Annotated in this window: 20 protein-coding genes and 1 riboswitch; of the genes, 3 read left to right on the top strand and 17 right to left on the bottom strand. The window is 60.7% G+C overall.

Going from position 1 to position 22,759, the window contains the following annotated elements; all coding sequences use genetic code 11:
• Window positions 1–61: 61 nt before the first annotated feature.
• From PG897_RS15400 to PG897_RS15390, 3 genes are all read right to left on the bottom strand, one after another.
• Window positions 62–1,096, bottom strand: coding sequence for a sensor histidine kinase (locus tag PG897_RS15400; protein ID WP_005302750.1), 1,035 nt, complete (start codon window positions 1,094–1,096; stop codon window positions 62–64).
• Window positions 1,097–1,202: 106 nt separating this feature from the next.
• Window positions 1,203–2,624, bottom strand: coding sequence for a sigma-54 dependent transcriptional regulator (locus PG897_RS15395; protein WP_005302751.1), 1,422 nt, complete (start codon window positions 2,622–2,624; stop codon window positions 1,203–1,205).
• 280 nt (window positions 2,625–2,904) lie between these two features.
• On the bottom strand, window positions 2,905–3,774 hold the full coding sequence (locus PG897_RS15390; protein ID WP_041203635.1) for a DUF2726 domain-containing protein: 870 nt from the start codon (window positions 3,772–3,774) through the stop codon (window positions 2,905–2,907).
• A 210-nt stretch (window positions 3,775–3,984) separates the two neighbouring features.
• On the opposite strand from PG897_RS15390, the gene PG897_RS15385 reads away from it, so the two are divergent.
• From PG897_RS15385 to ppx, 3 genes are all read left to right on the top strand, one after another.
• Window positions 3,985–4,497 carry a glycine cleavage system protein R gene (locus PG897_RS15385; protein WP_005302753.1) on the top strand — a complete coding sequence of 171 codons (513 nt, stop codon included), beginning with the start codon at window positions 3,985–3,987 and terminating at the stop codon, window positions 4,495–4,497.
• 75 nt (window positions 4,498–4,572) lie between these two features.
• Window positions 4,573–6,642, top strand: coding sequence for a polyphosphate kinase 1 (gene ppk1, locus PG897_RS15380; protein WP_005302754.1), 2,070 nt, complete (start codon window positions 4,573–4,575; stop codon window positions 6,640–6,642).
• Entirely contained in the window at window positions 6,632–8,122 is a 1,491-nt protein-coding gene (gene ppx / locus PG897_RS15375; protein ID WP_139397919.1) for an exopolyphosphatase, read from the top strand. Before ppk1 ends, ppx begins: the two co-directional genes overlap by 11 nt.
• Window positions 8,123–8,187: 65 nt before the next feature.
• Here ppx and mgtE read toward each other — a convergent pair whose 3' ends face one another.
• From mgtE to PG897_RS15305, 14 genes are all read right to left on the bottom strand, one after another.
• Entirely contained in the window at window positions 8,188–9,531 is a 1,344-nt protein-coding gene (gene mgtE / locus PG897_RS15370) for a magnesium transporter (RefSeq protein WP_005302756.1), read from the bottom strand.
• Window positions 9,532–9,651: 120 nt separating this feature from the next.
• Window positions 9,652–9,821, bottom strand: a riboswitch (M-box (ykoK) riboswitch).
• Between the two features lie 212 nt (window positions 9,822–10,033).
• The gene (gene flgL / locus PG897_RS15365) at window positions 10,034–11,242 is read right to left on the bottom strand and encodes a flagellar hook-associated protein FlgL (protein ID WP_017782329.1); all 1,209 of its coding nucleotides are present in this window, start codon (window positions 11,240–11,242) and stop codon (window positions 10,034–10,036) included.
• 4 nt (window positions 11,243–11,246) lie between these two features.
• Window positions 11,247–13,247, bottom strand: a complete 2,001-nt coding sequence (locus tag PG897_RS15360; protein WP_201883812.1) for a FlgK family flagellar hook-associated protein — start codon at window positions 13,245–13,247, stop codon at window positions 11,247–11,249.
• 3 nt (window positions 13,248–13,250) lie between these two features.
• The gene (gene flgJ / locus PG897_RS15355) at window positions 13,251–14,342 is read right to left on the bottom strand and encodes a flagellar assembly peptidoglycan hydrolase FlgJ (RefSeq protein WP_201883810.1); all 1,092 of its coding nucleotides are present in this window, start codon (window positions 14,340–14,342) and stop codon (window positions 13,251–13,253) included.
• 47 nt (window positions 14,343–14,389) lie between these two features.
• A complete protein-coding gene (locus PG897_RS15350) occupies window positions 14,390–15,487 on the bottom strand; it encodes a flagellar basal body P-ring protein FlgI (protein ID WP_010633466.1) in 1,098 nt (365 codons plus the stop codon).
• 8 nt (window positions 15,488–15,495) lie between these two features.
• Window positions 15,496–16,167, bottom strand: a complete 672-nt coding sequence (gene flgH / locus PG897_RS15345; protein WP_005302761.1) for a flagellar basal body L-ring protein FlgH — start codon at window positions 16,165–16,167, stop codon at window positions 15,496–15,498.
• 14 nt (window positions 16,168–16,181) lie between these two features.
• Window positions 16,182–16,970 (bottom strand): flagellar basal-body rod protein FlgG, encoded by a 789-nt coding sequence (gene flgG, locus PG897_RS15340; protein WP_005302762.1) that lies wholly within the window; start codon window positions 16,968–16,970, stop codon window positions 16,182–16,184.
• Window positions 16,971–16,984: 14 nt separating this feature from the next.
• Window positions 16,985–17,731 carry a flagellar basal-body rod protein FlgF gene (flgF, locus tag PG897_RS15335; protein ID WP_005302763.1) on the bottom strand — a complete coding sequence of 249 codons (747 nt, stop codon included), beginning with the start codon at window positions 17,729–17,731 and terminating at the stop codon, window positions 16,985–16,987.
• 151 nt (window positions 17,732–17,882) lie between these two features.
• Entirely contained in the window at window positions 17,883–19,217 is a 1,335-nt protein-coding gene (gene flgE, locus PG897_RS15330) for a flagellar hook protein FlgE (protein WP_005302764.1), read from the bottom strand.
• A gap of 10 nt (window positions 19,218–19,227) precedes the next feature.
• Entirely contained in the window at window positions 19,228–19,956 is a 729-nt protein-coding gene (locus PG897_RS15325) for a flagellar hook assembly protein FlgD (protein WP_005302765.1), read from the bottom strand.
• Between the two features lie 15 nt (window positions 19,957–19,971).
• Window positions 19,972–20,391, bottom strand: coding sequence for a flagellar basal body rod protein FlgC (gene flgC, locus PG897_RS15320; RefSeq protein WP_005302766.1), 420 nt, complete (start codon window positions 20,389–20,391; stop codon window positions 19,972–19,974).
• Window positions 20,391–20,789 carry a flagellar basal body rod protein FlgB gene (flgB, locus tag PG897_RS15315; RefSeq protein ID WP_005302767.1) on the bottom strand — a complete coding sequence of 133 codons (399 nt, stop codon included), beginning with the start codon at window positions 20,787–20,789 and terminating at the stop codon, window positions 20,391–20,393. The genes flgC and flgB overlap by 1 nt, the downstream gene beginning before the upstream one ends.
• A gap of 63 nt (window positions 20,790–20,852) precedes the next feature.
• The gene (locus PG897_RS15310) at window positions 20,853–21,677 is read right to left on the bottom strand and encodes a CheR family methyltransferase (protein ID WP_095592404.1); all 825 of its coding nucleotides are present in this window, start codon (window positions 21,675–21,677) and stop codon (window positions 20,853–20,855) included.
• An 18-nt stretch (window positions 21,678–21,695) separates the two neighbouring features.
• Window positions 21,696–22,607: a chemotaxis protein CheV gene (locus tag PG897_RS15305; RefSeq protein ID WP_005302769.1), complete on the bottom strand. Its 912-nt coding sequence runs from the start codon at window positions 22,605–22,607 to the stop codon at window positions 21,696–21,698.
• Between the last annotated feature and the right edge of the window lie 152 nt (window positions 22,608–22,759).

The raw sequence follows: 22,759 nt of genomic DNA, 5'->3' as shown, positions 1-22,759 counted from the left end.
ACAGCCAGCCTGGCCGCATTGATATTGATCCCTGCCGGATGGCGCTGACGCCCAACATGTCTCATGCGACACCTCCTAACTGCACCGCCTGCTGATGCAGGGGGAACGACAGGGTAAAACAGGTGCCCTCGCCGGGGACTGAGGCCACGCTGACCTCCCCCTGATGGGCACGGACGACGGATTGCACCACCGCCAGCCCAAGGCCTGTGCCCTGGGAGCGGGTGGTAAAGAAGGGTTCGAAGATCTGGCTGAGCAGGTGGGCGGGCATCCCCTTGCCGTTGTCGAGGATGCGCAGCTCCACCCGGGCGCCGCTGCGCACCGCGCTCACCAGCAAGGAGGTTGCCCCCGCCTGCTGGGCGTTGGCGATAAGGTTGTTGACTGCCCCCGCCAGCGCACTGTTGTTGGCCAGCAGGCAGAGATCGGGCTCCGGCGCCTCCATGTGCAGCTCGCAGCCCTGCTGGGCGCAGAAGGCTTCGGCACCCGCCTGCACTTCGGCCAGCAGTCCCTGTACCGAGGTGGGGGTCACCACCTGGTTGTCGCCGTTGCGGGCAAACAACAGGATGTCGTTGATCTGCTTCTCGAGATCCTGCAGGCGTGCCATCAGCTTTTGCTGGAACTGGCTGCGGGATTCGGGCTTGAGGGTGCGGTTGGCCAGGTTGGCGGCATAGAGCATGGCGGCGGAGAGCGGCGTGCGGATCTGGTGGGCCAGCGAGGCGGCCATGTTGCCAAGGGCCGACAACCGCTTCATGTGGTTGATGCGGTCTTGCAGCTGGCGGGTTTCGGTCAGATCGTTGATGAACACCAGCTGGCCCGGCTGATCCGGCAGCGGCTGGGTCGAGAGCTGGACCCGGCGCCCATCGCGCAGGGAGATCTCGTGGCCGTCATCCTCGCGGGGCTGAAAGCAGCGGTCGATGATCTGGCGCCAGGCCTGCCCTTCCAGCGGCTCCCCCAGCAGCGCCTTGGCGGCCGGGTTGGCGCGGGTGATCCGGCCCTCGCCGTCGAGCAGCAAGACACCGGTGGGCAGCGCCGTGAAGATGGCGTAAAGCTGGCTCACCTCGTGAGACTGGAGCGGGGTTTCTTGCGGCTGGGCTGTCATAAAGCTGACCTCAAACTAGCGACTGAGTCAGCTTATTCAATTTCCATGCCACTAAAATTTATACTTTAAATCAAAGCCTTGAAGCCAGGCGTCAAGGCTTTGACCCTTATGCTTCCTTGCTCATTCCGTATTTTTTCATCTTCTCCACCAGGGTGGTACGGCGCATGCCGAGCAGGTCGGCGGCGCGGGCAACCACCCCGTCCTGGGACTCCAGCGCCTGGCGGATCAGCTCCACTTCCAGGTCAGCCAGCATCTCCTTGAGGTTGACCCCCTCCTCCGGCAGTTGCATGGCGCGGGCGTGGCTGGCGGGCAGATCCAGCTCGGGCGGATCCTGGAACACCGCGGCCAGCGCATCGCGCTCGTCCATCTCGGTCAGCCGCTCGTCCCGCGGCTCGCAGGGCAGCAGCCGATAGCGGCTCGGCAGGTCGGCCACATCGACGATCTGCTGCGGGTAGAGGATGAGCAGCCGCTCCAGCAGGTTGGAGAGCTCGCGCACGTTGCCCGGCCAGGGGTACTGCATCAGGGACTCCATGGCGCGCTGGGTCAGGCGGATCATCCCCTGGTGCAGCTCGGCGTGGCGATTGAGCAGCTCCTGCAGCAACAGCGGGATGTCGTCGGCCCGATCCCGCAGCGGCGGAGTCTCGATGGGGAAGACGTTGAGGCGATAGTAGAGATCTTCACGGAAGACCTGGGTGCGGATCATCGCCTCCAGATCCCGGTGAGTGGCTGCGATGATGCGCACGTCCGCCTGAATGGGCTTGCCACCGCCGACCCGATCAAACATCCGCTCCTGCAGCACCCGCAGCAGCTTGACCTGCATCGGCAGCGGCATGTCGCCGATCTCGTCGAGAAACAGGGTGCCCCCCTGGGCCAGCTCGAAGCGGCCGCGCCGGGCGGCGATGGCGCCGGTGAAGGCCCCCTTCTCGTGGCCGAACAGCTCGCTCTCGAGCAGCTCGGCCGGAATGGCACCGCAGTTGATGGGCACGAAGGGGCCCGCGCTTCGGGCCGAGAGTTCATGGATGGCGCGCGCCACCACCTCCTTGCCGGTACCCGATTCGCCGAGGATCAGCACGTTGGCATCGGTCTCGGCCACCTGGCTGATGAGCCGGCGCACCTCCTGGATCCCCTTGCCCTTGCCCACCAGCAGGCGCAGCAGCGCCTGCCCCTTGTCATGGGTCTGCTGACGGGGGTGGAGGGAGACGAAGGCCTGGCAAAAGTGCAGATGGCGGGTCAGGGATTCGTAGGTGAAGGGAGACTCGGCCACCCCGATGAAGTTGCTGTTGGGGAAGTCGGCTTCCACCAGCGACAGGAAAGGCACCCGGGGAAAACCGGTCAGCAGCTCGCCCAGCGGCCGGCCATTGAGGGCACCGGTCAGTACCCCCTGCAGCGGGCCGGATGACTCGATGGCAACCTCCAGATCACCCTCGGCAACCTCCTGCCAGGGGATCCCCATGAACGAGAGAACTGTCCCCAACTGTTGGCGCCGCTGCGCATCGGCGTCAACAATCAACACTCCCATTGCCATCATATCCATCCCTCTATTCTCGACGTAACTTATTGTTTTATTGTGCTTATGTGGTCAAACCACGCACTTTATGCAGGATGCACAAAGTGCCAAAATTCCGACGCATTGTCAAAATTTGTCGCATTTCACCTAAGTTTATCGACCCAACGGCGCCACAAGATAAATTTTGTCGACACTTTTTTTGGGGTAACGCGGGCAGGCCGCAGGCAAACAAGAGGATGAGAGGAACAGGAGCGAGAGCGCCTGCTTGCGGCCCGTAGCGGGCCGCAAGCAGGCAGGATGGTCAATGGCGGGCGTGAGTGTGGGGCGCGGCGTAACGGCACTCGGGGAAGCGGCTGCAGGCCAGGAACAGGCGGCCGGCATGGGGTCCCTTCTTGGCTTCCCGCTCCACCAACGGCGCATCGCAACGGGGGCAGTGCGGCACTTGATGGGGAGCCTCGTCTTCGTCCTCTTCCACCTCGGCAAACAGATTGTCCACCAGCTCGGCGTCGGCCGCCGGCAGCGGCGCACTGCGTGGCGATACGATGGCCTTGATGGGGGCCACAGCCGGGGCTCGGCCACCATGGTGGGGCTCTTCCACCTCGACCCTGTCCAGCTGCAGAGGGCTGAAGGTGGGTTCGCGGCGCTCGCCCGGCAGCAGATCCTCTTGCGGCAGATCCGTGCTGCGGTTCAGCAGCGGCAGGATCTGTTCGCGCAGCTCCTCGACCTGATAGTGGCTGCTAGCCGGGATCTGCAGCAGCGGCAGACCGGCACTGTCAAAGGCGGCCTTGAGGAAGCTATCCCGCGCCTTGCGCTTCTGATGGCGGTGGGAGCTGTCATCGAGCTCGATGGCGCAGATGAAGGAGAGATCCGAGGGGTGGCAGAGCAGATAGTCCACGTGCTTGGCGCTGATCTTGTTGAAAGCCTGCTGCCACTTGCTCTTGCCCATCCCCGCCTCCGGCGTCAGCACATCGGCCACCCGCACCTTGGCAAAGACCCGAGCCTGGTCGCCCACCGCCAGATCCAGCACACCGAGGAAGGAGCGCTCCGCCGGGCTGAACAGGGTCTCCTGCAGCTCATAGGGCAGCGCCTTGCCCTTCTTGCCCCTGCTCCAGAAGATCGCCAGCAGAAGCAGCACCAACAACACCAATCCCGATACGACAAGGCTATTCATACGCGCACATCCCGCTCACCAGAGCCAGCTAGTTTCACAATACAAAACAGGGGCATCACTCTACCACGCAGCTGCGGGCGCAGGCAGTGCAGAAATGGCGTCAGCCCCCTCTTCGCCGCGCTTTTTCGCCATTTTTGCTGCCGGCGGGGCTTCATATGGCCTGTGACAGCAGGCACAATGCTGGAGAAACCCAATTCCAAGGAGAGCAGGATGCAAAAGCAATTGGTCGTGACCGTGATCGGCGCAGACAAGCCCGGTATCGTCGAGAGTCTGGCGGACGTCATCAGCCACCAGCAGGGCAACTGGCTGGCCAGCTCCATGAGCGAGCTGGCGGGACAGTTTGCCGGCATCCTGCACGTGAGCGTGCCTGACGAGCACTACCGCAGCCTGTGCGAGGCGCTGGCGATGCTGCCCGGCCTCACCGTCAGCTTCGCCGAAGGCCAGCTCAGCCAGGAGCCGGAGCGGCAGGTGATGGTCAGCGTCACCGGCAACGACCGGGCCGGCATCGTCCACGAGGTGGCCAGCATCTTGCGCCAGCTCAACGTCAACGTGGCCGACCTCACCACCGGCTGCGAGCCCGCCCCCCATTCCGGCGCCCCGCTCTTCTACGCCCACGCCCTGGTGGCGCTGCCGCCCCGGCTCGAACTGGGGGATCTCATCAGTGCGCTGGAGTCCCTCTCCGACGATCTGGTGGTCGACATCGACCAGGCCTTCATCGACTGAGCGGATGGTCATCAATCTGTCATATTTCCACGCCATAACTGCCGCGCAGACGCGACCTGACCACAGAGGCATCACATGAGCACCGACAAGCAGTATGAAGAGAAGGAGCTGAGTTGGCTCTCATTCAATGAACGGGTGTTGCAAGAGGCGATGGACAAGACGGTCCCGCTCATCGAGCGGGTCCGTTTTCTGGGGATCTTCTCCTCCAACCAGGACGAGTTCTTCAAGGTACGGGTGTCGGACGTCAAGCGCCGCATCCTGATCAACGAGGTGCACGGCGGCGACGACGAGGCCAAGGTGTTGCTGCGGGCCATCCAGCAGAAGGTGATGGCGCTCGGCGAGGCGTTCGACAACACCTACAAGGAGCTGCTGATCGCGCTGGCCCGCCACAACATCTTTCTGGTCAACGAGAACCAGCTCTCCGAATCCATCCAGCAGTGGCTGCGGGTCTTCTTCAAGGAGAAGGTGCTGCGCCACATCATCCCGATCCTGCTCAACAAGGAGGTCAACCCGGTCAAATTCCTGAAAGACGAGTACACCTACCTGGCCATCGAGATGAAGAAGAACGGCCAGGTGATCCAGTACGCCCTGGTGGAGGTGCCGACCGACGATCTGCCCCGCTTCTTCCAGCTGCCGCCGGAGGGCACCCGCCGCAAGAAGCAGATCATCATCCTGGACAACGTCATCCGCTTCTGTCTGGACGAGATCTTCAAGGGCTTCTTCGATTACGACGAGATTGCCGCCTACGCGGTCAAGCTGACCCGGGATGCCGAGTATGACCTCTCCGACCAGCTCGACCTCAGCCTGGTGGACAAGATGAGTGATGGCTTGAAACAGCGCCTCACCGCCATGCCGGTGCGCTTCGTCTACGAGCGGGAGATGCCGGCGGCCATGATAAGCTTCTTGAAGCTCAAGCTGCAGATCAGCTCCTACGACGCCATCATGCCGGGCGGGCGCTACCACAACTTCAAGGATTTCATCGGCTTCCCCAACGTGGGTCGGGACTATCTGGAGAACCCCAAGCTGCCGGCGCTCGATTGCCGCGACTTCGACGGTTTCGTCAACGCCTTCGACGCCATCACCAAGCAGGACATACTGCTCTACTACCCGTACCACAAGTTCCACCACTTCACCGAGCTGGTGCGCCAGGCGGCCTTCGATCCGGCGGTGAGCGCCATTCGCATCAATATCTACCGGGTGGCCAAGAAGTCGCGCATCATCCACTCCCTGATCGATGCCGCCAACAACGGCAAGAAGGTGACCGTGGTGGTAGAGCTGCGCGCCCGCTTCGACGAGGCGGCCAACATCGACTGGGCCAATATCCTGACCAATGCGGGGGTCAAGGTGGTGTTCGGGGTGCCAAGCCTCAAGATCCACTCCAAGCTCTGCCTCATCACCCGCCACGAACATGGCGAAGCGGTGCGCTATGCCCACATCGGCACCGGCAACTTCAACGAGAAGACCGCCAAGATCTACACCGACTTCTCCCTGCTGACCCGCCACCCGGACATCACCGCCGAGGTGGAGAGCGTGTTCGAATACATCGAGTACCCCTACCGGCGCTACAAGTTCAACCACCTGCTGGTCTCCCCCATCAACAGCCGGCGCCAGCTCTATCGGCTCATCGACAACGAGCTCACCAACGCCAAGGCGGGGCAGCCAAGCGGCATCACCCTCAAGATCAACAACCTGGTGGACAGGGATCTCATCAACCGGCTCTACGCCGCCGGCCAGGCCGGGGTGCCCATCCAGATGATCATCCGCGGCATGTGCGCCCTGCGCCCCGGGGTGCCGGGTCTTAGCGACAACATCCGGGTCATCAGCATCATCGACCGCTTCCTCGAACATCCGCGGGTGATGGTGTTCCACAACCGGGGCAACCCCCAGCTCTATATCTCCAGCGCCGACTGGATGAGCCGCAACATTGACGGTCGCATCGAGGTGGGCACCCCCATCTACGACGAGCGCCTCAAGCAGCGCATCCTGGATATTCTCGAGCTACAACTGAGTGACACCTGCAAGGCACGGGTCATCGATGCCGACCAGAAGAACGAATACGTGAAGCGGGGCAACCGCCGCAAAATTCGCTCCCAGGTCGCGATTTACGACTACCTCAAACGCATAGAGTCAAACAATGGACAATAGCCTGTACGCCGCCGTCGATCTCGGCTCGAACAGCTTTCACATGGTGATCGCCCATCTCAGCGAGGGGCGCTTTCGCATCGTCGATCGCATCAAGGAGCGGGTGCGTCTGGCCGAAGGGATGGATGCCCACAAGCGGATGAGCCCGGAGGCGATGGCCCGCGGCCTCGCCTGCCTGTCGATCTTTGCCGAGCGGCTCACCAACATCAATCCGGATCAGATCCGCATCGCCGGCACCTACACGTTGCGCCGCGCCAGCAATGCCCGCGAGTTTGTGAGCGAGGCGGCCAAGGTGCTCAACCACCCCATCGAGATCATCAGCGGCCAGGAGGAGGCGCGTCTCATCTATCAGGGGGTCGCCCATACCCAGCACATCGAGGGACAGGTGCTGGTAGTGGACATCGGCGGCGGCAGCACCGAGCTCATCATCGGCGAGGGGTTCGAACACAAGGCGCTCACCAGCCGCAAGATGGGCTGCGTCAGCTTCACCCAGAGCTTCTTTGCCAACGGCAAGCTCGGCGAAAAAGCCTTCAACGGCGCCGTGCTGGAGGCCCAGCACCAGCTCGCCCCCATCATCAACCAGTACCGCAAGCTGGGCTGGCAGAGCTGCCTCGGCAGTTCGGGCTCGATCCGCACCGTGCGCGATGTCCTGCAGGGTGAGGGCTGGACCGACGGCAGCATCACGCTCGCCGGGCTGGAGCAGCTCAAACGGGAGATGCTGGCCCACAAGCGGGTCGGCGATCTCAAACTGGCCGGCCTCACCGAAGAGCGCCAGGAGGTGTTTGCCGCCGCGGTCGCCATCCTGATCGGGCTCTTCACCTCCCTGCCCATCGAACGGATGGAGTACTCCGACGGAGCCCTGCGCGAAGGCTTGCTGTATGAGTTCGAGGAGCGGCTGCAGCACCACGACATTCGCGAGCGCACCGCCCAGGCCCTCGGCACCCACTACCGGCTGGACCGAAAGCAAGCCGCCCGGGTGGAACAGAGCGTGCTGACCCTGTTTGATGCCCTGCAGGTGCCATGGCAACTGCCGGTAGAGCCCTATCGCGCCATCCTCGGCTGGGCGGCGCGGCTGCACGAGATTGGCCTTGCCATCAACTACAGCGGCATCCACCGCCACTCCGCCTATATCCTGCAGCACACCGATCTGCCCGGCTTCAACCAGGACGATCAGGCCCTGCTGGCGGCCCTGGTGCGCTTCCAGCGCAAGGGGCTCAAACTCTCCGAGCTACCCGCCCTGCCCAACCACGACGAGCAGACGGTGCTGCGCTGCATCCGCATCCTGCGCCTCGCGGTGGCCGCCCACCACAGGCGTCAGGACAACCTGCTGCCCGAGTGGAAGGTCGCGGCGCAAGGCGATCAGCTGGTGGTGACCTTGCCGCTCGACTGGTGCGAGGAGAACAAATTGCTGATGCAGAATCTGGAGAAGGAGCACCGCTATTGCCAGGAGCAGGGCTGGCCGCTGCTGTTCCAGCTCGGCTGAGCGCGGGCGACGGATGCAAAAAAGGCAGCCCATGGGCTGCCTTTTGCGTTTTCTCAGATGGCGACTTACTGCAGCTCGGGCAGCAACAGCTTGGCGATCTCGAAGTAGATGATGAGACCGGTGCCGTCCACCAGGGTGGCGATGAAGGGGGCAGACACCACCGCCGGGTCGATGCGGAAACGACGCAGCACCATGGGGATCACAGAGGCGACGGTGGCGCTCCACAGCACGATGGCGATGATGGTCAGAGTCACTACCATGCCGATCTGGGGACCAACCCCCAGGCTCCAGGCCCGCACCCAGGCCGCCAGGGCAATGGCCGCCGAGATGAGCAGACCGGTGGAGATCTCTTTTTTCAGCACGGTGCCGAGGTTGCGCAGGCTCACCTCCCCGACCGCCATGGCACGCACGATCGTGGTGGTGATCTGGGTGCCGCTGTTGCCGCCGGTGCCGATCAGGAGCGGAATGAAGAAGGCCAGCGCGATGGCGGCTTCCAACTGCTCTTCAAAGGCCCGCAGCACGGTACCTGTATAGGCTTCGGCCACGAACAGGATCAGCAGCCAGCCTACCCGCTTGCGCCACAGCTGCCAGGGAGTTGCCTGCAGATAGGGGGTATCGAGCGGCGAGGAGCCCCCCTGCATCTCGGCATCCTCGGTGGATTCGAGCTCCAGGATGTCGGCGGCATCGTCCACGTGGAAGATACCCACCAGCTTGCCCTGATCCTCGACCGGCAAGGTCGAGAGGTCGCGATCGATCAGCAGGCGAGCGGCCAGCTCCTGATCCGCCCGAGCGTTGATGCGCACCACCTCCCGGTCCATCAGCTCGCTCACCGGCAGTTGCGGGTCGGCAATCAGCAGGGATTTGAGCGAGATGCTGCCGAGCAGGCGTTTGTCGTTGTTGACCACATAGAGGTTCTGGAACAGCTGGGCGTTGTCCCAGGCATCGTGGATCAGCTGCTTGGCACTGCCCACCGTCTCCTGATCGCCGATGGCCAGAAACTCGTGGCGCATGTTGGCGCCCACCGATTCGGTCGGCCAGTCGAGCAGGGAGTAGAAGGTGGACTGTACCTGCTCCGGGAAGCGGGCAAGCAGCATGGTGCGATCACTGCTTCCCAACCGGCGCAGAATGGCCAGCATGTCGCGACGGGGCATGGCCCCCTGCAACAGGCTGACGATGCTGACATGCAGTCGCATCAGCAGCCGGCCGGCACACTCCGCCGACAGCGAGCCGAGCAGTGCAGCCCCCTCGTTGATGGGCAGGGTATCGAAGATGCAGTTGAGCTCTTCCGGACGCAGGGTCAGCAGTTGATCGGCGCGCTGCACCGGGTCCAGATTGTGCTCCAGCCAGCCCTGCAGGGCGGCCAGATCGAGCAGTTGGTGACGATTGAGTAGTGTCTGTGTTTTCTTCATCACAAATGACCTCATGTGATTTCAGGCAAGACCGAGCGCGAACGGTGATCCGTCGCCGTCTGAAAGAAAACAGCAATTTGATTGACGAGTAATAGGCAGGAAATGACGCCGTTCGGCGTGTCATCATCCCCACGTACCAGCTTTAGCACTGCATAACGTATCCGGCATGCCGGAAGCCACTTGGGTTTACACCTTAATCCGATGAAAACTGTCCTGATCTTGGGCGTCTCTGGACGTCGTGAGATCAGTGGCCTGTGTTTATACAGGAGCCTCGCCTAACGAGATGCTGCAAATAGTCGCACAACCCTCTGTTGTGCGGGCAGCATGATTATCGAACGCTCAATAGGAGTCAACCCGGGGCAAGGGGCTAAATGGCCCATGGCAACAGCTTGTTACAATTGGTTGGCAAGGGGAGTTGAATGAGGATAAAAAAGCGGAAAAAAGGGACTGGAACGGCAACCATCGCTTGCGGCCAGCCAGGGCCGCAAGCGATGAAAAAAGCTCAGCGGATGTAGTCGAACAGGGTCAACTTGCTGATCTTGCTGAAGGAGAGCTGGGTGGCGCTCAGGGCTGCATCCTCTTTCGACAGGGTGGCGATCACCTCATAGAGATCCGCTTCGGAGACCTTGGCCCTCGCCTGCTGGTTGAGGGTACTCAAGCCCTCGTTCGAACCCATCACCTGCTCCAGCCCGTTCATGCGCCCGCCGATCTCCCCCAGCCCCTGATCCACGTTCAGACGGGCATTCTTCATGTGGGCGGTGGCATCCGCCACCTTCAGCTGGAAGGTATCCGGCGTGATGTTGGGATCCCGCAGCGCCGTGATGAAATCGGACATGCCATCCAGGATGTTGTTGTTCTGGGGCGGATCCAGCACGAAGTTCTGCGCCGCGCCCCCCGCCGGCAGCGACAGGGTCAGCTCCAGCCCGTTGAAGGGGATCTTGTTGCCCGCCACATAGTCGCCGCTTTGCAGCAGGGTACCGCCGCCATCCCGGATCTCGTAGGTATCCGGCGTGCCGGCGATGGTGTTCACCGTGTACTGGTTGCTGGCGAGCGAAGGGTCGTAATTGTTGCGGTAAAAACTGTCGAAGTGGCCCTGATCGGCCACCCCGACCTGAATATTGGCGCTCCCCGCACTGCTGGTACGACGGGTCGGCACGATTTCGAACAGGTTGAAGCCCGAATCGTTGGCGGCAATCTGCACCGTCGGTGACACCTGGATCTTGCGCTGGCCAGTATCCCCCTGAAAGATGTAGTTGCCGCTGGCATCCTGAATGAAGGGCTGGGTCTTGCTCTGATTGCCGCCGAAGATATATTCGCCCTGGGAGTTCTTGCTGTTCATCAGGTCGAACATCTGCTTTTGCAGCCCCTCCAGCTCGCTGGCAATAGCCTGGCGATCCTCGTACCCCACCGCCGAGTCGTTCGCCTTCTGGATCAGGGTCTGGGCACTGGTCATGGCGGTGTTGAGGGCGGTCAGCACCGTCTCCTCGTGGCCCAGGCTGTTTTCCAGCAGGCTGCCGTTGACCCCGTACTGCTTGAAGAGATCGATCTCCTTGGTCAACGCCAGCTTCTGGCTCATGCCGGAAGGGTCCTCCCCCGCCGACTTGAACTTCTCCCCCGTCATCAGCTGCTCGTAGGCCGTACTCAGCCGCTCGTTGGCACTGTTCAGCGAGGAGATGTTGCGGTCATAGACCATGTTGGTGGTGATACGCATCGGGTTACCTCACTGATGACAGCAGGGTGTCGAAGATGGTCTTGGCAGTGCTGACGATCTGGGCGGAGGCGGCATAGGACTGCTGATAGCGGATCAGGTTGGCCGCCTCCTCCTCCAGACTGACGCCGGAGACACTCTCGAAAATCCCCCTGCTCTGGGTCAATTTCGTTTCATCGGCCTTGAGCTGGCTCTTGGCCTGGCTGGTGGTGTTGCCCACCCCGGTCACCAGGCTGGAGTAGGCCTCGTTGAAGGTCATCTTGTCGTTGCTGGTACCGGCGTTGCTGCTCTTGCGCACCAGATCCTTGTTCTGCAGTTCGGCCAGCGCCAGGCCGTTGGCATTGTCGGCAAAGCCGTCGGTGTTGTAGCTCAGGGTGAAGCTGTCATTGGCTTCCACCTTGCCGGTGATGCTGAACTCATAACCCGGGGTCTGGGTCGGAGTGGCATACACCTTGGGGCCACCGAGCGGATTCTCTAGGGCCGCCATCAGGTTCTGCCCCTTGCTGGCGGCGGGGGCAACCCCGATCAGGGTGGTACCGTCCGCGGCATAGACCTGATAGTTGCCGCTGCCATCTATCTTCACCACCTGAGGTGAGGCCGGATCCAGGCTGTTGGTGCCAAAGCCGGAACCGGCGCCGGTATTGGTGATGCCAGTGAGCTTGATCTCGCCCGAACCGAAGTTGTTCTTGCCTTTATCCGCCTTGAGCGGCGACGCCAGCGCCAGATCTTCGGCCCGGGTCACCAGCTGGTCCAGCCCGGCTGCCGCCCGCTTGGTGGGTTGCAGCAAGATCTTATCCCCCGCCGCCGGCGTGCCGGAGAGATCGAACTGGATGCCGTGCCCCGCCACCTGCACGGTGGCGGGTGGCGTGGTGCCGGTGGCCAGCGAGGTGCGGTTGCCATCCTTGTCCACCGAAAACACCTCGTAGCCGGTGGCACTGCTGAACTGCACCTCGTAGTCGAAGGTGGTCACTTCCGTCCCCTTGCCGGGCACGAAGCTCACCTTGGCGGTAGCGTTTCCGGTATTCTGGCTGTAGGGCAGGCCATCGCTCGTGCCGAGAGAGAAGAGATCCCCCCCCAGCTCGTTGTCCAGATCCATCCCCAACCGGTTTTGCTGGTTCATGGCATCCGCCATGGCGGCCGCCAGCTGACCCAGCTCGCGCTTGGCCGGCTCCAGATCGTTGCGGGCAGAGAAGAGCCCCCCTATCCCGCCGCCTATGTCCTTGTCATTGAGGGCGACCTTGTTGGGATCCATGACCAGCTGCAACTCGGACTCACGGGCATCGGGATTGCCCGGCACCACATTGAGCTGGGCAACGCTGCCGTTGAGCACCAGGGAGTGGCCGGTGCTCATGTTGACCAGCATGCTGCCGTTGTCCTGCGGCACGGTGCGGATCTCCATCTTCTCGGAGAGCTGGCGAATGGCCTCGTCCCGCTGATCGAACAGCATCAGGTTCTCTTCCGGCGTGCCCTGGGTGCGAATGATAGCCTGGTTCAGATCGTTGATGCTGTTGATCAGGCTGTTCACTCGCTTGGCTTCGTCACCGATGGTGGTGTTGATGGTGTCGGTCTGCTTGTCCAGCTGGGCCGACAGGGTATGAAAGCGGTTCACCATGCCACTCAGCCCGCTCAGGGTGGTCTTGCGGCCCGAGATGTCGGCGGGTGCTTCGTTGGCGGTATGGAATCCTTCGAAATAGGAGCTGATGGCGGCACCGACGCTGTTGCTGGTGTCCCCCAGCAGGGTGTCGGTGTTGGCGAGTTGCTGATAACGGGTGGAAGAGGCATAGAAGGCCGAGGTATCGCGTCTGACCTCCCCTTGGGCATAGGCGTTGATGACCCGCTCGGTCAGCATGTCTCCGGTGCCGAGTCCGTTGGCATTGGTATAGATCAGGGTACGTTCACGCACATAGCCCTGGCTATTGACGTTGACGATGTTGTTACTGGTGGTCTGCAGCAGCCGCTGCTGGGCCATCACACCCGAGGTACCAATTCCAAGCAGATCGCTTGCCATGACTTACAGCTCCATTTCTGTCGTGTTGGTCGCGGAGTAGCCGGCAATGGCGTCACTGCGCAATACCTGTTTCAGTTTCCTGGCATAGTGCGGGTCGGTGGCGTATCCGGCCTGTTGCAAGGCTTCGAAATAGCGATCCGGACTGTCCACCTTGGCCAGTGCCCCCTTGTAGCGGGAGCCCGATGTCAGGAAATCGACATAGTCGTTGAAGCTCTCTTCGAACGACTCGTAAGAGCGAAACGCGGCCTTCTGGCGCGATGCCACTCCTTTCTCGTATTCCAGGGTGCTGACCACCGTCTTGGGCCCTTCCCAGCGCGGGTCAGCCTTGATGCCGAACAGGTTGTGGGTCACCTGCCCCTCCCCGTTCTTGATCACCCGTTTGCCCCAGCCACTTTCCAGCGCGGCCTGCGCCACCAGCACCGCCGGGCTCAACCCCAGCTTGGCGGCCGCCTTCTTGGCCAGCGGCATCAGCCGGTCGACAAACTCTTCAGGGGAGTCGAACACCTGTGCGGTATCGTCCAGCGCCTTGTGACTGCGCATGCCGTGTGCCTCTGCCGCCGGCCCCATGGGCGGTACGGTTCGGTGGGTACGATGCAGCGCTGTCTGAGGCTGGGCATCCCCTTGCATCTCTTTCTCAGCAAAATCTTTGCCAACTTTTGAGGCAGAGATGAGATCGTTGGCGGCGGAGGTGGGCGGCTGATAGGGTTTGTAGACCCGCTCGGTGCGCTGGGGCATCTTGAGCACCCGCCCGTCGTGATGGGTAAAGGTCTCCGGCGAGAGCTGCTTGGCCACCATGGCGGCCAGGCCTATCCCCCCCTTGCTCGACATGTCGGCGACCCGCTGCTCATCCAGCATCCCTTCGTAGAACTGGGTGTAGCTGCTGTTGAAAGGGCTGTCCTGGGTCAGTACCTGGTTGGCCTGGCGCATGCTCTGGAACAGGGTCTGGGTAAAAATGGACTCGAACTGGCGGGAGGCGGCCATCAGCGCATCCGCTTTCCCCTCCTTGCTCTGGCTCAACTGGCGCAGGCGATCCAGGTTCTGGATGTCCTGTACCATGCCCAGATTCACGCCGCCGTTGTTATCTAACTCTGCCATTTTGCTTACCTCATTGCCGCCCGTGGCAACCCCTTGCCGCTTGTTGATTACAGTATGACCAGCTGGCCTTCGATGGCGCCAGCCTGCTGCAGCGCCTCCAGGATAGCCATCAGGTCGCCGGGTGCCACCCCGACCTGGTTCACCGCCCGCACCAGATCATCCAGGGTCGCCCCGGTATCCAGCTTGAACATGCGCCCCTGCTCCTGCTGCACATTGATGGTGGAGTTGTTGGTCACCGCCGTCTGGCCACCCGAGAGCGGATTGGGCTGGGACACCTGCTGATTCTCCGCGATGGTGACCGTCAAGCCGCCATGGCTGATGGCCGCCGGCTTGAGCCGCACCTGGCTGCCGATGACGATGGTGCCGGTACGGGAGTTGACGATGATCTTGGCCGCCTCGGTGGCCGGATCCACCTCCAGGTTCTCGATGGTGGCGAGATAGGAGACCCGCTGGCCCGGATCCCGCGGTGCATAGACCTTGACCGAGGTGGCATCGAGCGCCTGCGCGGTGTTGGGGCCGACCAGATCATTGACCACGTCGGCCAGCCGGCGCGCCGTGGTGAAGTCGGGACGATTCAGGTTGAAGGTGATGGTATCCCCCTGGCTGAAGGAGTTCGGAACCTCCCGCTCCACGGTGGCCCCGTTGGCGATGCGGCCGACGGTGGGCGTATTGACCACCACCTTGGAGCCGTCAGCCCCCTCGGCCCCCAGCCCGCCAACCACCAGGCTGCCCTGCGCTACGGCATAGACCCGGCCATCCAGCCCTTTCAGGAAGCTTTGCAGCAGGGTGCCGCCGCGCAGGCTCTTGGCCTCACCGATGGCCGATACGGTCACATCTATGGTCTGCCCCGGTTTGGAAAAAGGGGGCAGATCGGCATGGATGGCCACCGGCGCCACGTCCTTGATCTTGGGCTTGATGTTGTCCGGCACCTTGATGCCGAAGTTGTTCAGCATGGTGCGAAACGTCTGCTCGGTGAAGGCGTTGCTCTTCTCACCCGTGCCGGGCAGACCCACCACCAGGCCGTAGCCGATCAGCTGGTTGCTGCGCACCCCTTCCACCGAGCTGATGTCCTTGATCCGGGAGGCATGAGCCATCCCCAGGGGCAACAGGCAGCAAAACAGGGCAACAAGACGGAGCGACTTCATAACACCTCCTAGAGCGGCCACCAGGGACCATTGAAAAAGCTGGTGAGCCACCCCTGTTCCTGGCTGTTGGCCAGATCGCCGGTACCACCGTAATGGATGCGGGCATTGGCCACCTTCTGGGAGGAGACGCTGTTGTCCGTGGTCACGTCCTCGGGGCGGATCATGCCGGTGATCCGGATATATTCATTGCCGTTGTTGAGCATGATCCACTTCTCGCCGCGCACCAGCAGGTTGCCGTTGGGCAGTACCTTGGCCACGCTGACGGAGATGTTGCCCTGCAGGCTGTTGCTCTGATCCGCCTTGGCCTGTCCCTTGAAAGCGCCATTCTGGCCAAGGGAGGCAGACAGATCATAGGGGCCTGCCGTTACCGGCACACCACCCAGCATCGCCGTGTTCATCGTCAGCTTGTTGTCCTTGCCGCTCTGGGTATTGGCCTTCTTGGAGGCGGAGGTGGACTCGGCCAGCTCGATGGTGATGATGTCACCCACCTTGTGCGCCTTGATGTCCGAGTAGATGCCGTTGACCTGATCGGGCTGGAAAATCGCCCCGGTCGGTCTGACCGAGACCGGCTCCGACTCCCCGTAAACGGGGGCAAACTCGGGATCATCAGGCTTGGGGGTATTGGGGGTGCTGCTGCAGCCCCCCAACACCATCAGTCCCAGCATCCATATGGCTTTCATGGTGCGCCTCCTACTTATGTGCGCTGGATCAGGAAGGACATCATGCCGTCCACCGCCGAGAGAACCTTGGAGTTCATCTCGTACACCCGCTGGGCCTGGATCAGGTTGACCAGCTCTTCGGTCACGTTGACGTTGGAGGTCTCCAGCATCCCCTGCTTGATCACCCCAAGCCCGTCCGTGCCGGCCACCCCCTGAATCGGGGCACCGCTGGACTGGGTCTCGACGAACATGTTCTCCCCCATCGGCTGCAAGCCGGAGGCATTGACGAAGTCGCTGGTATTGATCTGGCCGATGACCTGGGAGGCGCCATCCCCCTTGAGCTGTACCGAGACCTGCCCATCTTCCCCTATGGTGACGCTCTGGGCGTTTTCGGGGATCTGGATTTCCGGCTGCAACGGATAGCCGTTGCCCGGCGTGACTATGGTCCCTTCATCGTTGAGGGTGAACTGGCCGTTGCGGGTATAGGCGGCGCTGCCGTCCGGCAGCTGGATCTCGAAGTAGCCGCGGCCGCTTATCATCAGATCCAGCGAGTTGTCGGTGGTCTGCACGTTGCCCTGGCTGTGGTTCTTCTGAGTGGCCACCACCTTGGCACCCGCCCCCAGCATCAGGCCGGAGGGAAGCTCGGTGTCGGCCGACGAGCGACCGCCCGGCTGATTGATGTTTTGATAGAGCAGATCCTCGAAGATGGCCCGGGATTTTTTGTAACCCACGGTGCTGGCGTTCGCCAGGTTGTTCGAGGTAACCGAGATATTGGTCTGCTGTGCATCCAACCCGGTCTTGCTGATCCAGAGTGCAGGGTTCATGTAAAACTCCTTGGTTAGCTGATACGCAGCAGCTGGGTTTGGGCCTCGTCATTCTCTTCCGCGGTCTTCATGATTTTGACCTGGGTTTCGAACTGACGTTGCAAGCGAATAAGGTTGGTCATTTCATCAACCACGTTGACGTTGCTCCCCTCGAGGGAGCCGGCGATGAGGCCCACATTGGCCGACGCAGCTTCATTCTGGCCATCCTTGCGACGGAACAGGCCATCCTGCCCCTTCTCCACCGCATCGGCCGCCGGGTTGACCAGCTTGATGCGCTGGTACTCCTCCGGCAGGTTGGGGGCGGCCCCCTCCGGCCGGCCGCTGATGGTGCCGTCCCGGTTGATTTCGATTTTCTCCATCGGCAGCGGCAGCACGATGGGCTGACCGCCGTCGTCCACCACGTTCAGGCCGGTGGAGGTCTGCAGATTGCCGGTGGCACTGAGCTGCAGGTTGCCCATGCGGGTATAGGCTTCACCGCCCTTGGGATCCTGCACCGCAATCCAGCCCGGACCGTCGACGGCAACGTCAAGATCCCGACCCGTGGTCATCAGCATGCCGTGCTGCAGGTTCTGTCCCGGCCGCTCCGCCATGGCGAACACCCGGGTGGGCAGCCCTTCGCCAAACGCCTGCATGCTGCGCGCCTGCTCGAAGTCAGACTTGAAGCCGGTGGTGTTGGCGTTGGCCAGGTTGTTGCTTCGAACAGCCAGGCTGTTCATGCTCTCCTTGGCCCCGGACATGGCGATGTATAGCAGGTGATCCATGGGATCCTCCGTCAAACTGATGACTCTGACAGAGGAACTGCAATTTGAATGCCAATCCCCATCAAGCTTGTCAGTTACCGCCGCAATCACCCGCAACAACAGGCAATAAAAAGGGGCGCCGAAGCGCCCCCTGTCGTGCATGCAACCAGACTTAACGGATCTGCAGTATGGTCTGCTGCAGGGAGCTGTTCACTTCCAGCGAACGGGAGTTGGCCTGGAAGTTGCGCTGCGCCGTGATGAGGTTGACCAGCTGGGAGGTCAAATCCACGTTGGATTGCTCCAGCGCAGAGGATTTGATGCTGCCCAGGGTGCCCGAATTGGGGGTGCCTGGCAGCGCATCGCCAGAGAGCAGAGACTGGCGCCAGGAGGTATCGCCAACCTGGGTCAATCCTTGCGAATTGGCGAACTTGGCAAGTGCCACCATGGCAACCTTCAAAGTAGTCGCATTGCTGTAGGTCGCCGACACAATGCCGTCCGGCGTGATCTCCACCTTGGTCAGATTACCGACAGTGGCGCCATCCTGGGTCAGCTTGGTGACGTTGAAAGGCGAGCTGTATTGCGTCACGTCACCGAGACGGATCTCCAGTGTCTGGGTGGGATCGGCACCGTTGGTGATAATCCCGGCCGCAGTACCAAGCGTGACGGTTTTGATCGGATCTGCCGGAACGGTCAGCGCTGTATCCAGTTTGCCGCCGGAGGTAAAGGTCATCTGGACGCCGGTGGGGACGCCTGCGGCCGGGCTGGGTGAACCACCAGCGATGTCGATGGGCTTGTCCCCCTCATACATGTACATGCTCCAGGTACCTGGGGTCAGCGGCGTTCCCGGGGCAGCCGGATCCTCGTGGCGGACAAAATACTTGGTGATCACATGGGGGGCCCCCAGCGAATCATATATCGTCACGGAAGTTGAGTGGGCAAAGGTGGCGGAGTTGGTGTGATCAAACGCGGCGGGTGACGTCGGTTTGGTTTTCGACTCGATACTCAGGTTGAAACTGGCCTCCACCAGCTCGGTCATTTTGGGCTCGCCCGCCCGATCCGGAATTTGAATCGGCTTGGTGGCGTTGATGCTGACCGCCTTGGGTGTCCCATCCGTGTTGATTTCATAACCTTGCAGATAGTTGCCCTGATTGTTGACCATATAGCTGTTTTCATTCAGCTTGAAGGCACCAGCCCGGGTAAAGGTACGGTCCAGGTTGGTCAGACCGTCCGACGTCACGAAGAAGCCGTTGCCCTGGATGGACAAATCAAGGGCGTTGTTGGTGAATTGCAGCGCCCCCTGATGGAACTGCTGCGCCACCGCCCCCGTTGCCACACCGTTGCCGACCTGGGTCTTGGCATTGACGAAGATGGAGTTGGCGTAAACGTCCGCAAACTCGGCACGAGACTCTTTAAAGCCCGTGGTATTGACGTTGGCAATGTTGTTGGCGGTAACGTTCAGATCTTTTTGTGCCGCGTTGACACCGCTCAAGGCATTGTTAAATGACATATCCAGCTCCTTAGATCGATGCTGTTGGCGTGGTGGTTGATGGTGTTTTCACCGTACCTGCAATCTGCAAGATACTGTTCAAGCTTGTTGTACCGAGGCCTTTCAAATTGAGCTGGGTCGGATTGCTTGCCGAACCCAGGATCACGCTGTCGACCTTGCCGTAGGCAAAGATCGGCACACTCTCCGACTTCCCGTCCACGGTACCGTTGGCCTTGAGGGTGTATTTGCCCTCTTTGGCCGGGTTTCCGTTCTTGTCCTTGCCATCCCATACAATCTCGACGTTGCCCTTCTGGTCACCTTCCAGCGGAAACTCCTTGATGACCTGTCCGCTCTCGTCTTCGATGGTGATCTTGACGTTGGAATACTTGTTTTCTGTGCCCACTGCGACCACACCCGGCAAAGAACCATCTTTTTCCAGGTAGCCGACGTTGCTCTGCAGCAAGACGTTTTGCCCCACTAGTGCCGACGCCTGCAGCGCCTGGCTGGAGGTCATCAAGGTATTGAGGCTGCCAATCTGGTTCGACAGGCTGCTGATCCCCTGGGACGTCGACATGGACGTCATCTGGGAAAGCATCTGGGCGTTGTCCACCGGTTTGAACGGATCCTGATAGGAGAGCTGCATGGTCAGCAGCTTCAGGAACGACTCCTGATCCAGCTCCTTCTTCGGAGTGGTGGTCGTGCCCGTGGTCTGGGTGGAGGTATAGCCAATACCGTTCACACCACTGGTTGTATCTGCCATTTATGCGTCCCCCTGTCAGGACTTGCCGAGGTTGAGCGTCTGCTGCAGCATCTTCTTGGCAGAATCGGCCACCTGCACGTTGGTTTGATAGCTACGCGAGGCGTTGATCATGTCCGCCATCTCTTCCACCATGTTGACGTTTGGCTTGAAGATGAAGCCATCCTTGTCTGCCATGGGGTGGTTGGGGTTGTACTCCTTGAGCAGAGGGGCATCGCTCTCGACAATGCCCTTCACTTCAACCCCGGCCGACGCCTGCTTGTCCGACATGGCCTGATCCAGCTGGGCGGCAAAGATTGGCCGCCTGGCATGGTAAGTTTTTTCCACGCTGGAGCTCACGCTGTCGGCGTTGGCCATGTTGCTGGCTACCGTGTTGAGTCGAACAGACTGTGCACTCATGGCCGAGCCTGCAATGTCAAAGACCTTGAACAAACTCATCACTGTTCTCCTTTCAAGGCCTTCAGCAGGCCACTGATCTTGCTGTTCATAAATTCAAGGGAGGTCTGGTATTCAAGGCTGTTGCGCAAGAACTCGCTACGCTCCTGCTGCACGTCCACCGTGTTGCCATCACCGGTATCCGGCTGCAGGGGATTGCGGTACTGCGTCACGCCGGGCGCATCCATCTGCAAGGCAAAGTGCTTCTCGCTGGTCGTGGCAAGGCCGAAGCCCTGATGTTGCTGGGCCTCTTCCAATGCTTGCGAGAAGTTGATGTCTCTGGCCTTGAAGCCAGGGGTATCCGCGTTGGCAATGTTGCTGGACAACACCTCGGCACGCTTGGAGCGAACGCTCAGCGTGTATTGATGGATACCAAATGCCTTGTCGAATGAAATTGCCATAGCACACCTCCTGCTTGAGAAATTATTAGCAAGAGGTGTGCCAAAGAGGGATTTAAGCGGGGATCATTTAACCTTGTAGACGATGCCGGGGTTGCAGCGGATCATCTCGAACCTGTCGGTCAAACCGGCCAGCGACTCGGAAGCCCCCAACATCAGGTAGCCGCCGGGATTGAGGCTGGCTGCAAACTGGTTGAGGATCTTGGACTTCACTTCCGGGGCAAAGTAGATGAGTACGTTGCGACAGAAGATGATATCAAACTTGCCAAGCAGGCTGTAGCTCTCCAGCAGGTTCAAGGGCCGGAAAGTGGTCAATTTTCTGACACGCTCCACCACCCGCATCTTGTTGTCGCCATAGGGTTCGAAGAACAGCTTCTTGCGCTCGGGCGACAAACCACGGGCCAGTGCCAGGCTGTCGTATACCCCCTCCTTGCACTGATTGAGCATGGTGGTCGAGATGTCCGTTCCCACGATCTGGACGCCACCTGGCAAGGTGCCGGGCTTCTTCATCTGCTGTTCCAGCGCCGTCATGGCGATAGAATAGGGCTCCTGTCCGGAGGAAGAGGCCGCAGACCAGATCTTGATGGGCCGACCGCTCTTGCCCAGTTCGGGAAAGATCTTGTCGGTCAGCAGCTGGAAGGGATAGGTATCGCGAAACCAAAGGGTCTCGTTGGTGGTCATGGCATCAACCACTGCCATTTTCAGGTCACGCTCACGCACACTCATCGCTCGAGTAACCAGATCAGACAGACTCTCAATACCAAACTGAGTCATCAAGGGTGAAAGCCGACTCTTGACCAGATACTGTTTGTTGTCACCCAGCACGATTCCGCTCTGTACCGCCAGAAAATTGCTGAATTGTTTGTATAAGTCGTCCGAAAGTGTCTTCATGCAGTTTGTTCTTCTTGATTAGAGTGCGCCTTGTACGGCCTTGGCCAATTCATCCGGCTGGAATTTGGCAATGAAATTGTTCGCACCAACTTTCTGCACCATGGCCTGATTGAACACCCCACTGAGGGATGTGTGCAGAATAACATGTAAGTCCTTGAGATTGGGATTGTTGCGGATCTCTGCCGTGAAAGTATATCCATCCATCTCCGGCATCTCGATGTCCGAAATCACCAGGGCGATCTGATCCTTGATGGGACCGTTTTTGGACATCTCCAGCAACATGTTGAGCGCTTCGCGTCCATCCTTGGCCAGCACGCACTGTACCCCGATGGCTTCGAGGGCGCGCTGCACCTGCTTGCGGGCCACGGAAGAGTCATCGGCCACCAGCACCGGACGTCCCAGGGTCGGGTGTTCTACGCTGGCCTCCACCAGTTCCTGACTCACTTCGGTCGACACCGGCGAAATCTCGTTGAGGATGCGCTCCACGTCCAGGATCTCGACCAGCTCCCCATCCACCTCGGTGACGGCCGTCATGTAGTTGATGCGCCCCGCCCCTTTCGGCGGGGGCAGAATGGACTCCCAGTTCATGTTGATGATGCGCTCCACCGAGTGCACCAGAAAACCCTGAATGGAGCGGTTGTATTCAGAAATGATGATGAAACACTTGGTCAGATCCTCGATAGGACGCTTGCCCATCGCCATGCTCAGATCGATGACGGAGATCGTCTGGCCACGAATGTGGGCCACCCCGCGAATGCAGGAGTTTAACTTGGGCATGACGGTCAAGGGAGGACACTGCAACACTTCACGAACCTTGAATACGTTGATGCCAAATCTTTGACGTCCGTTGAGACGAAACAACAACAATTCCAGCCGGTTTTGCCCCACCAGCTGGGTACGTTGGTTGACCGAGTCCAGGATACTGGCCATAAACACTCCCTAAAAACGCTTGGCATTAATCATGCATGCGTGTTGGCTTGCGTCAGACTGTCGATGTCACTACGAACGAATTCTGAAGCAAGCATAGTTAAATATGGTGATATACGTGAACAACTTATCGGCCTGCGAGCGAAAATGATTAG

The sequence above is a fragment of the Aeromonas sp. QDB20 genome (genome assembly GCF_027707805.1).
Classification (GTDB): Bacteria; Pseudomonadota; Gammaproteobacteria; order Enterobacterales; family Aeromonadaceae; genus Aeromonas; species Aeromonas dhakensis.
Note: the sequence above shows the minus strand (reverse complement) of the source record. Positions and strands in the feature narration are given on the sequence as shown.

Excerpts from the sequence above, each read along its gene's own strand:
- PG897_RS15325 (WP_005302765.1), bottom strand. The coding sequence starts at position 19,956 with ATGGCAGATACAACCAGTGGTGTGAACGGTATTGGCTATACCTCCACC.
- mgtE (WP_005302756.1), bottom strand. The coding sequence starts at position 9,531 with ATGAAGAAAACACAGACACTACTCAATCGTCACCAACTGCTCGATCTG.
- PG897_RS15310 (WP_095592404.1), bottom strand. The coding sequence starts at position 21,677 with ATGAAGACACTTTCGGACGACTTATACAAACAATTCAGCAATTTTCTG.
- flgC (WP_005302766.1), bottom strand. The coding sequence starts at position 20,391 with ATGAGTTTGTTCAAGGTCTTTGACATTGCAGGCTCGGCCATGAGTGCA.
- PG897_RS15305 (WP_005302769.1), bottom strand. The coding sequence starts at position 22,607 with ATGGCCAGTATCCTGGACTCGGTCAACCAACGTACCCAGCTGGTGGGG.
- ppk1 (WP_005302754.1), top strand. The coding sequence starts at position 4,573 with ATGAGCACCGACAAGCAGTATGAAGAGAAGGAGCTGAGTTGGCTCTCA.
- PG897_RS15385 (WP_005302753.1), top strand. The coding sequence starts at position 3,985 with ATGCAAAAGCAATTGGTCGTGACCGTGATCGGCGCAGACAAGCCCGGT.
- ppx (WP_139397919.1), top strand. The coding sequence starts at position 6,632 with ATGGACAATAGCCTGTACGCCGCCGTCGATCTCGGCTCGAACAGCTTT.
- PG897_RS15395 (WP_005302751.1), bottom strand. The coding sequence starts at position 2,624 with ATGATGGCAATGGGAGTGTTGATTGTTGACGCCGATGCGCAGCGGCGC.
- flgB (WP_005302767.1), bottom strand. The coding sequence starts at position 20,789 with ATGGCAATTTCATTCGACAAGGCATTTGGTATCCATCAATACACGCTG.
- flgL (WP_017782329.1), bottom strand. The coding sequence starts at position 11,242 with ATGCGTATCACCACCAACATGGTCTATGACCGCAACATCTCCTCGCTG.
- PG897_RS15390 (WP_041203635.1), bottom strand. The coding sequence starts at position 3,774 with ATGAATAGCCTTGTCGTATCGGGATTGGTGTTGTTGGTGCTGCTTCTG.
- PG897_RS15360 (WP_201883812.1), bottom strand. The coding sequence starts at position 13,247 with ATGGCAAGCGATCTGCTTGGAATTGGTACCTCGGGTGTGATGGCCCAG.
- flgJ (WP_201883810.1), bottom strand. The coding sequence starts at position 14,342 with ATGGCAGAGTTAGATAACAACGGCGGCGTGAATCTGGGCATGGTACAG.
- flgH (WP_005302761.1), bottom strand. The coding sequence starts at position 16,167 with ATGAAAGCCATATGGATGCTGGGACTGATGGTGTTGGGGGGCTGCAGC.
- flgG (WP_005302762.1), bottom strand. The coding sequence starts at position 16,970 with ATGAACCCTGCACTCTGGATCAGCAAGACCGGGTTGGATGCACAGCAG.
- PG897_RS15350 (WP_010633466.1), bottom strand. The coding sequence starts at position 15,487 with ATGAAGTCGCTCCGTCTTGTTGCCCTGTTTTGCTGCCTGTTGCCCCTG.
- flgE (WP_005302764.1), bottom strand. The coding sequence starts at position 19,217 with ATGTCATTTAACAATGCCTTGAGCGGTGTCAACGCGGCACAAAAAGAT.
- flgF (WP_005302763.1), bottom strand. The coding sequence starts at position 17,731 with ATGGATCACCTGCTATACATCGCCATGTCCGGGGCCAAGGAGAGCATG.
- PG897_RS15400 (WP_005302750.1), bottom strand. The coding sequence starts at position 1,096 with ATGACAGCCCAGCCGCAAGAAACCCCGCTCCAGTCTCACGAGGTGAGC.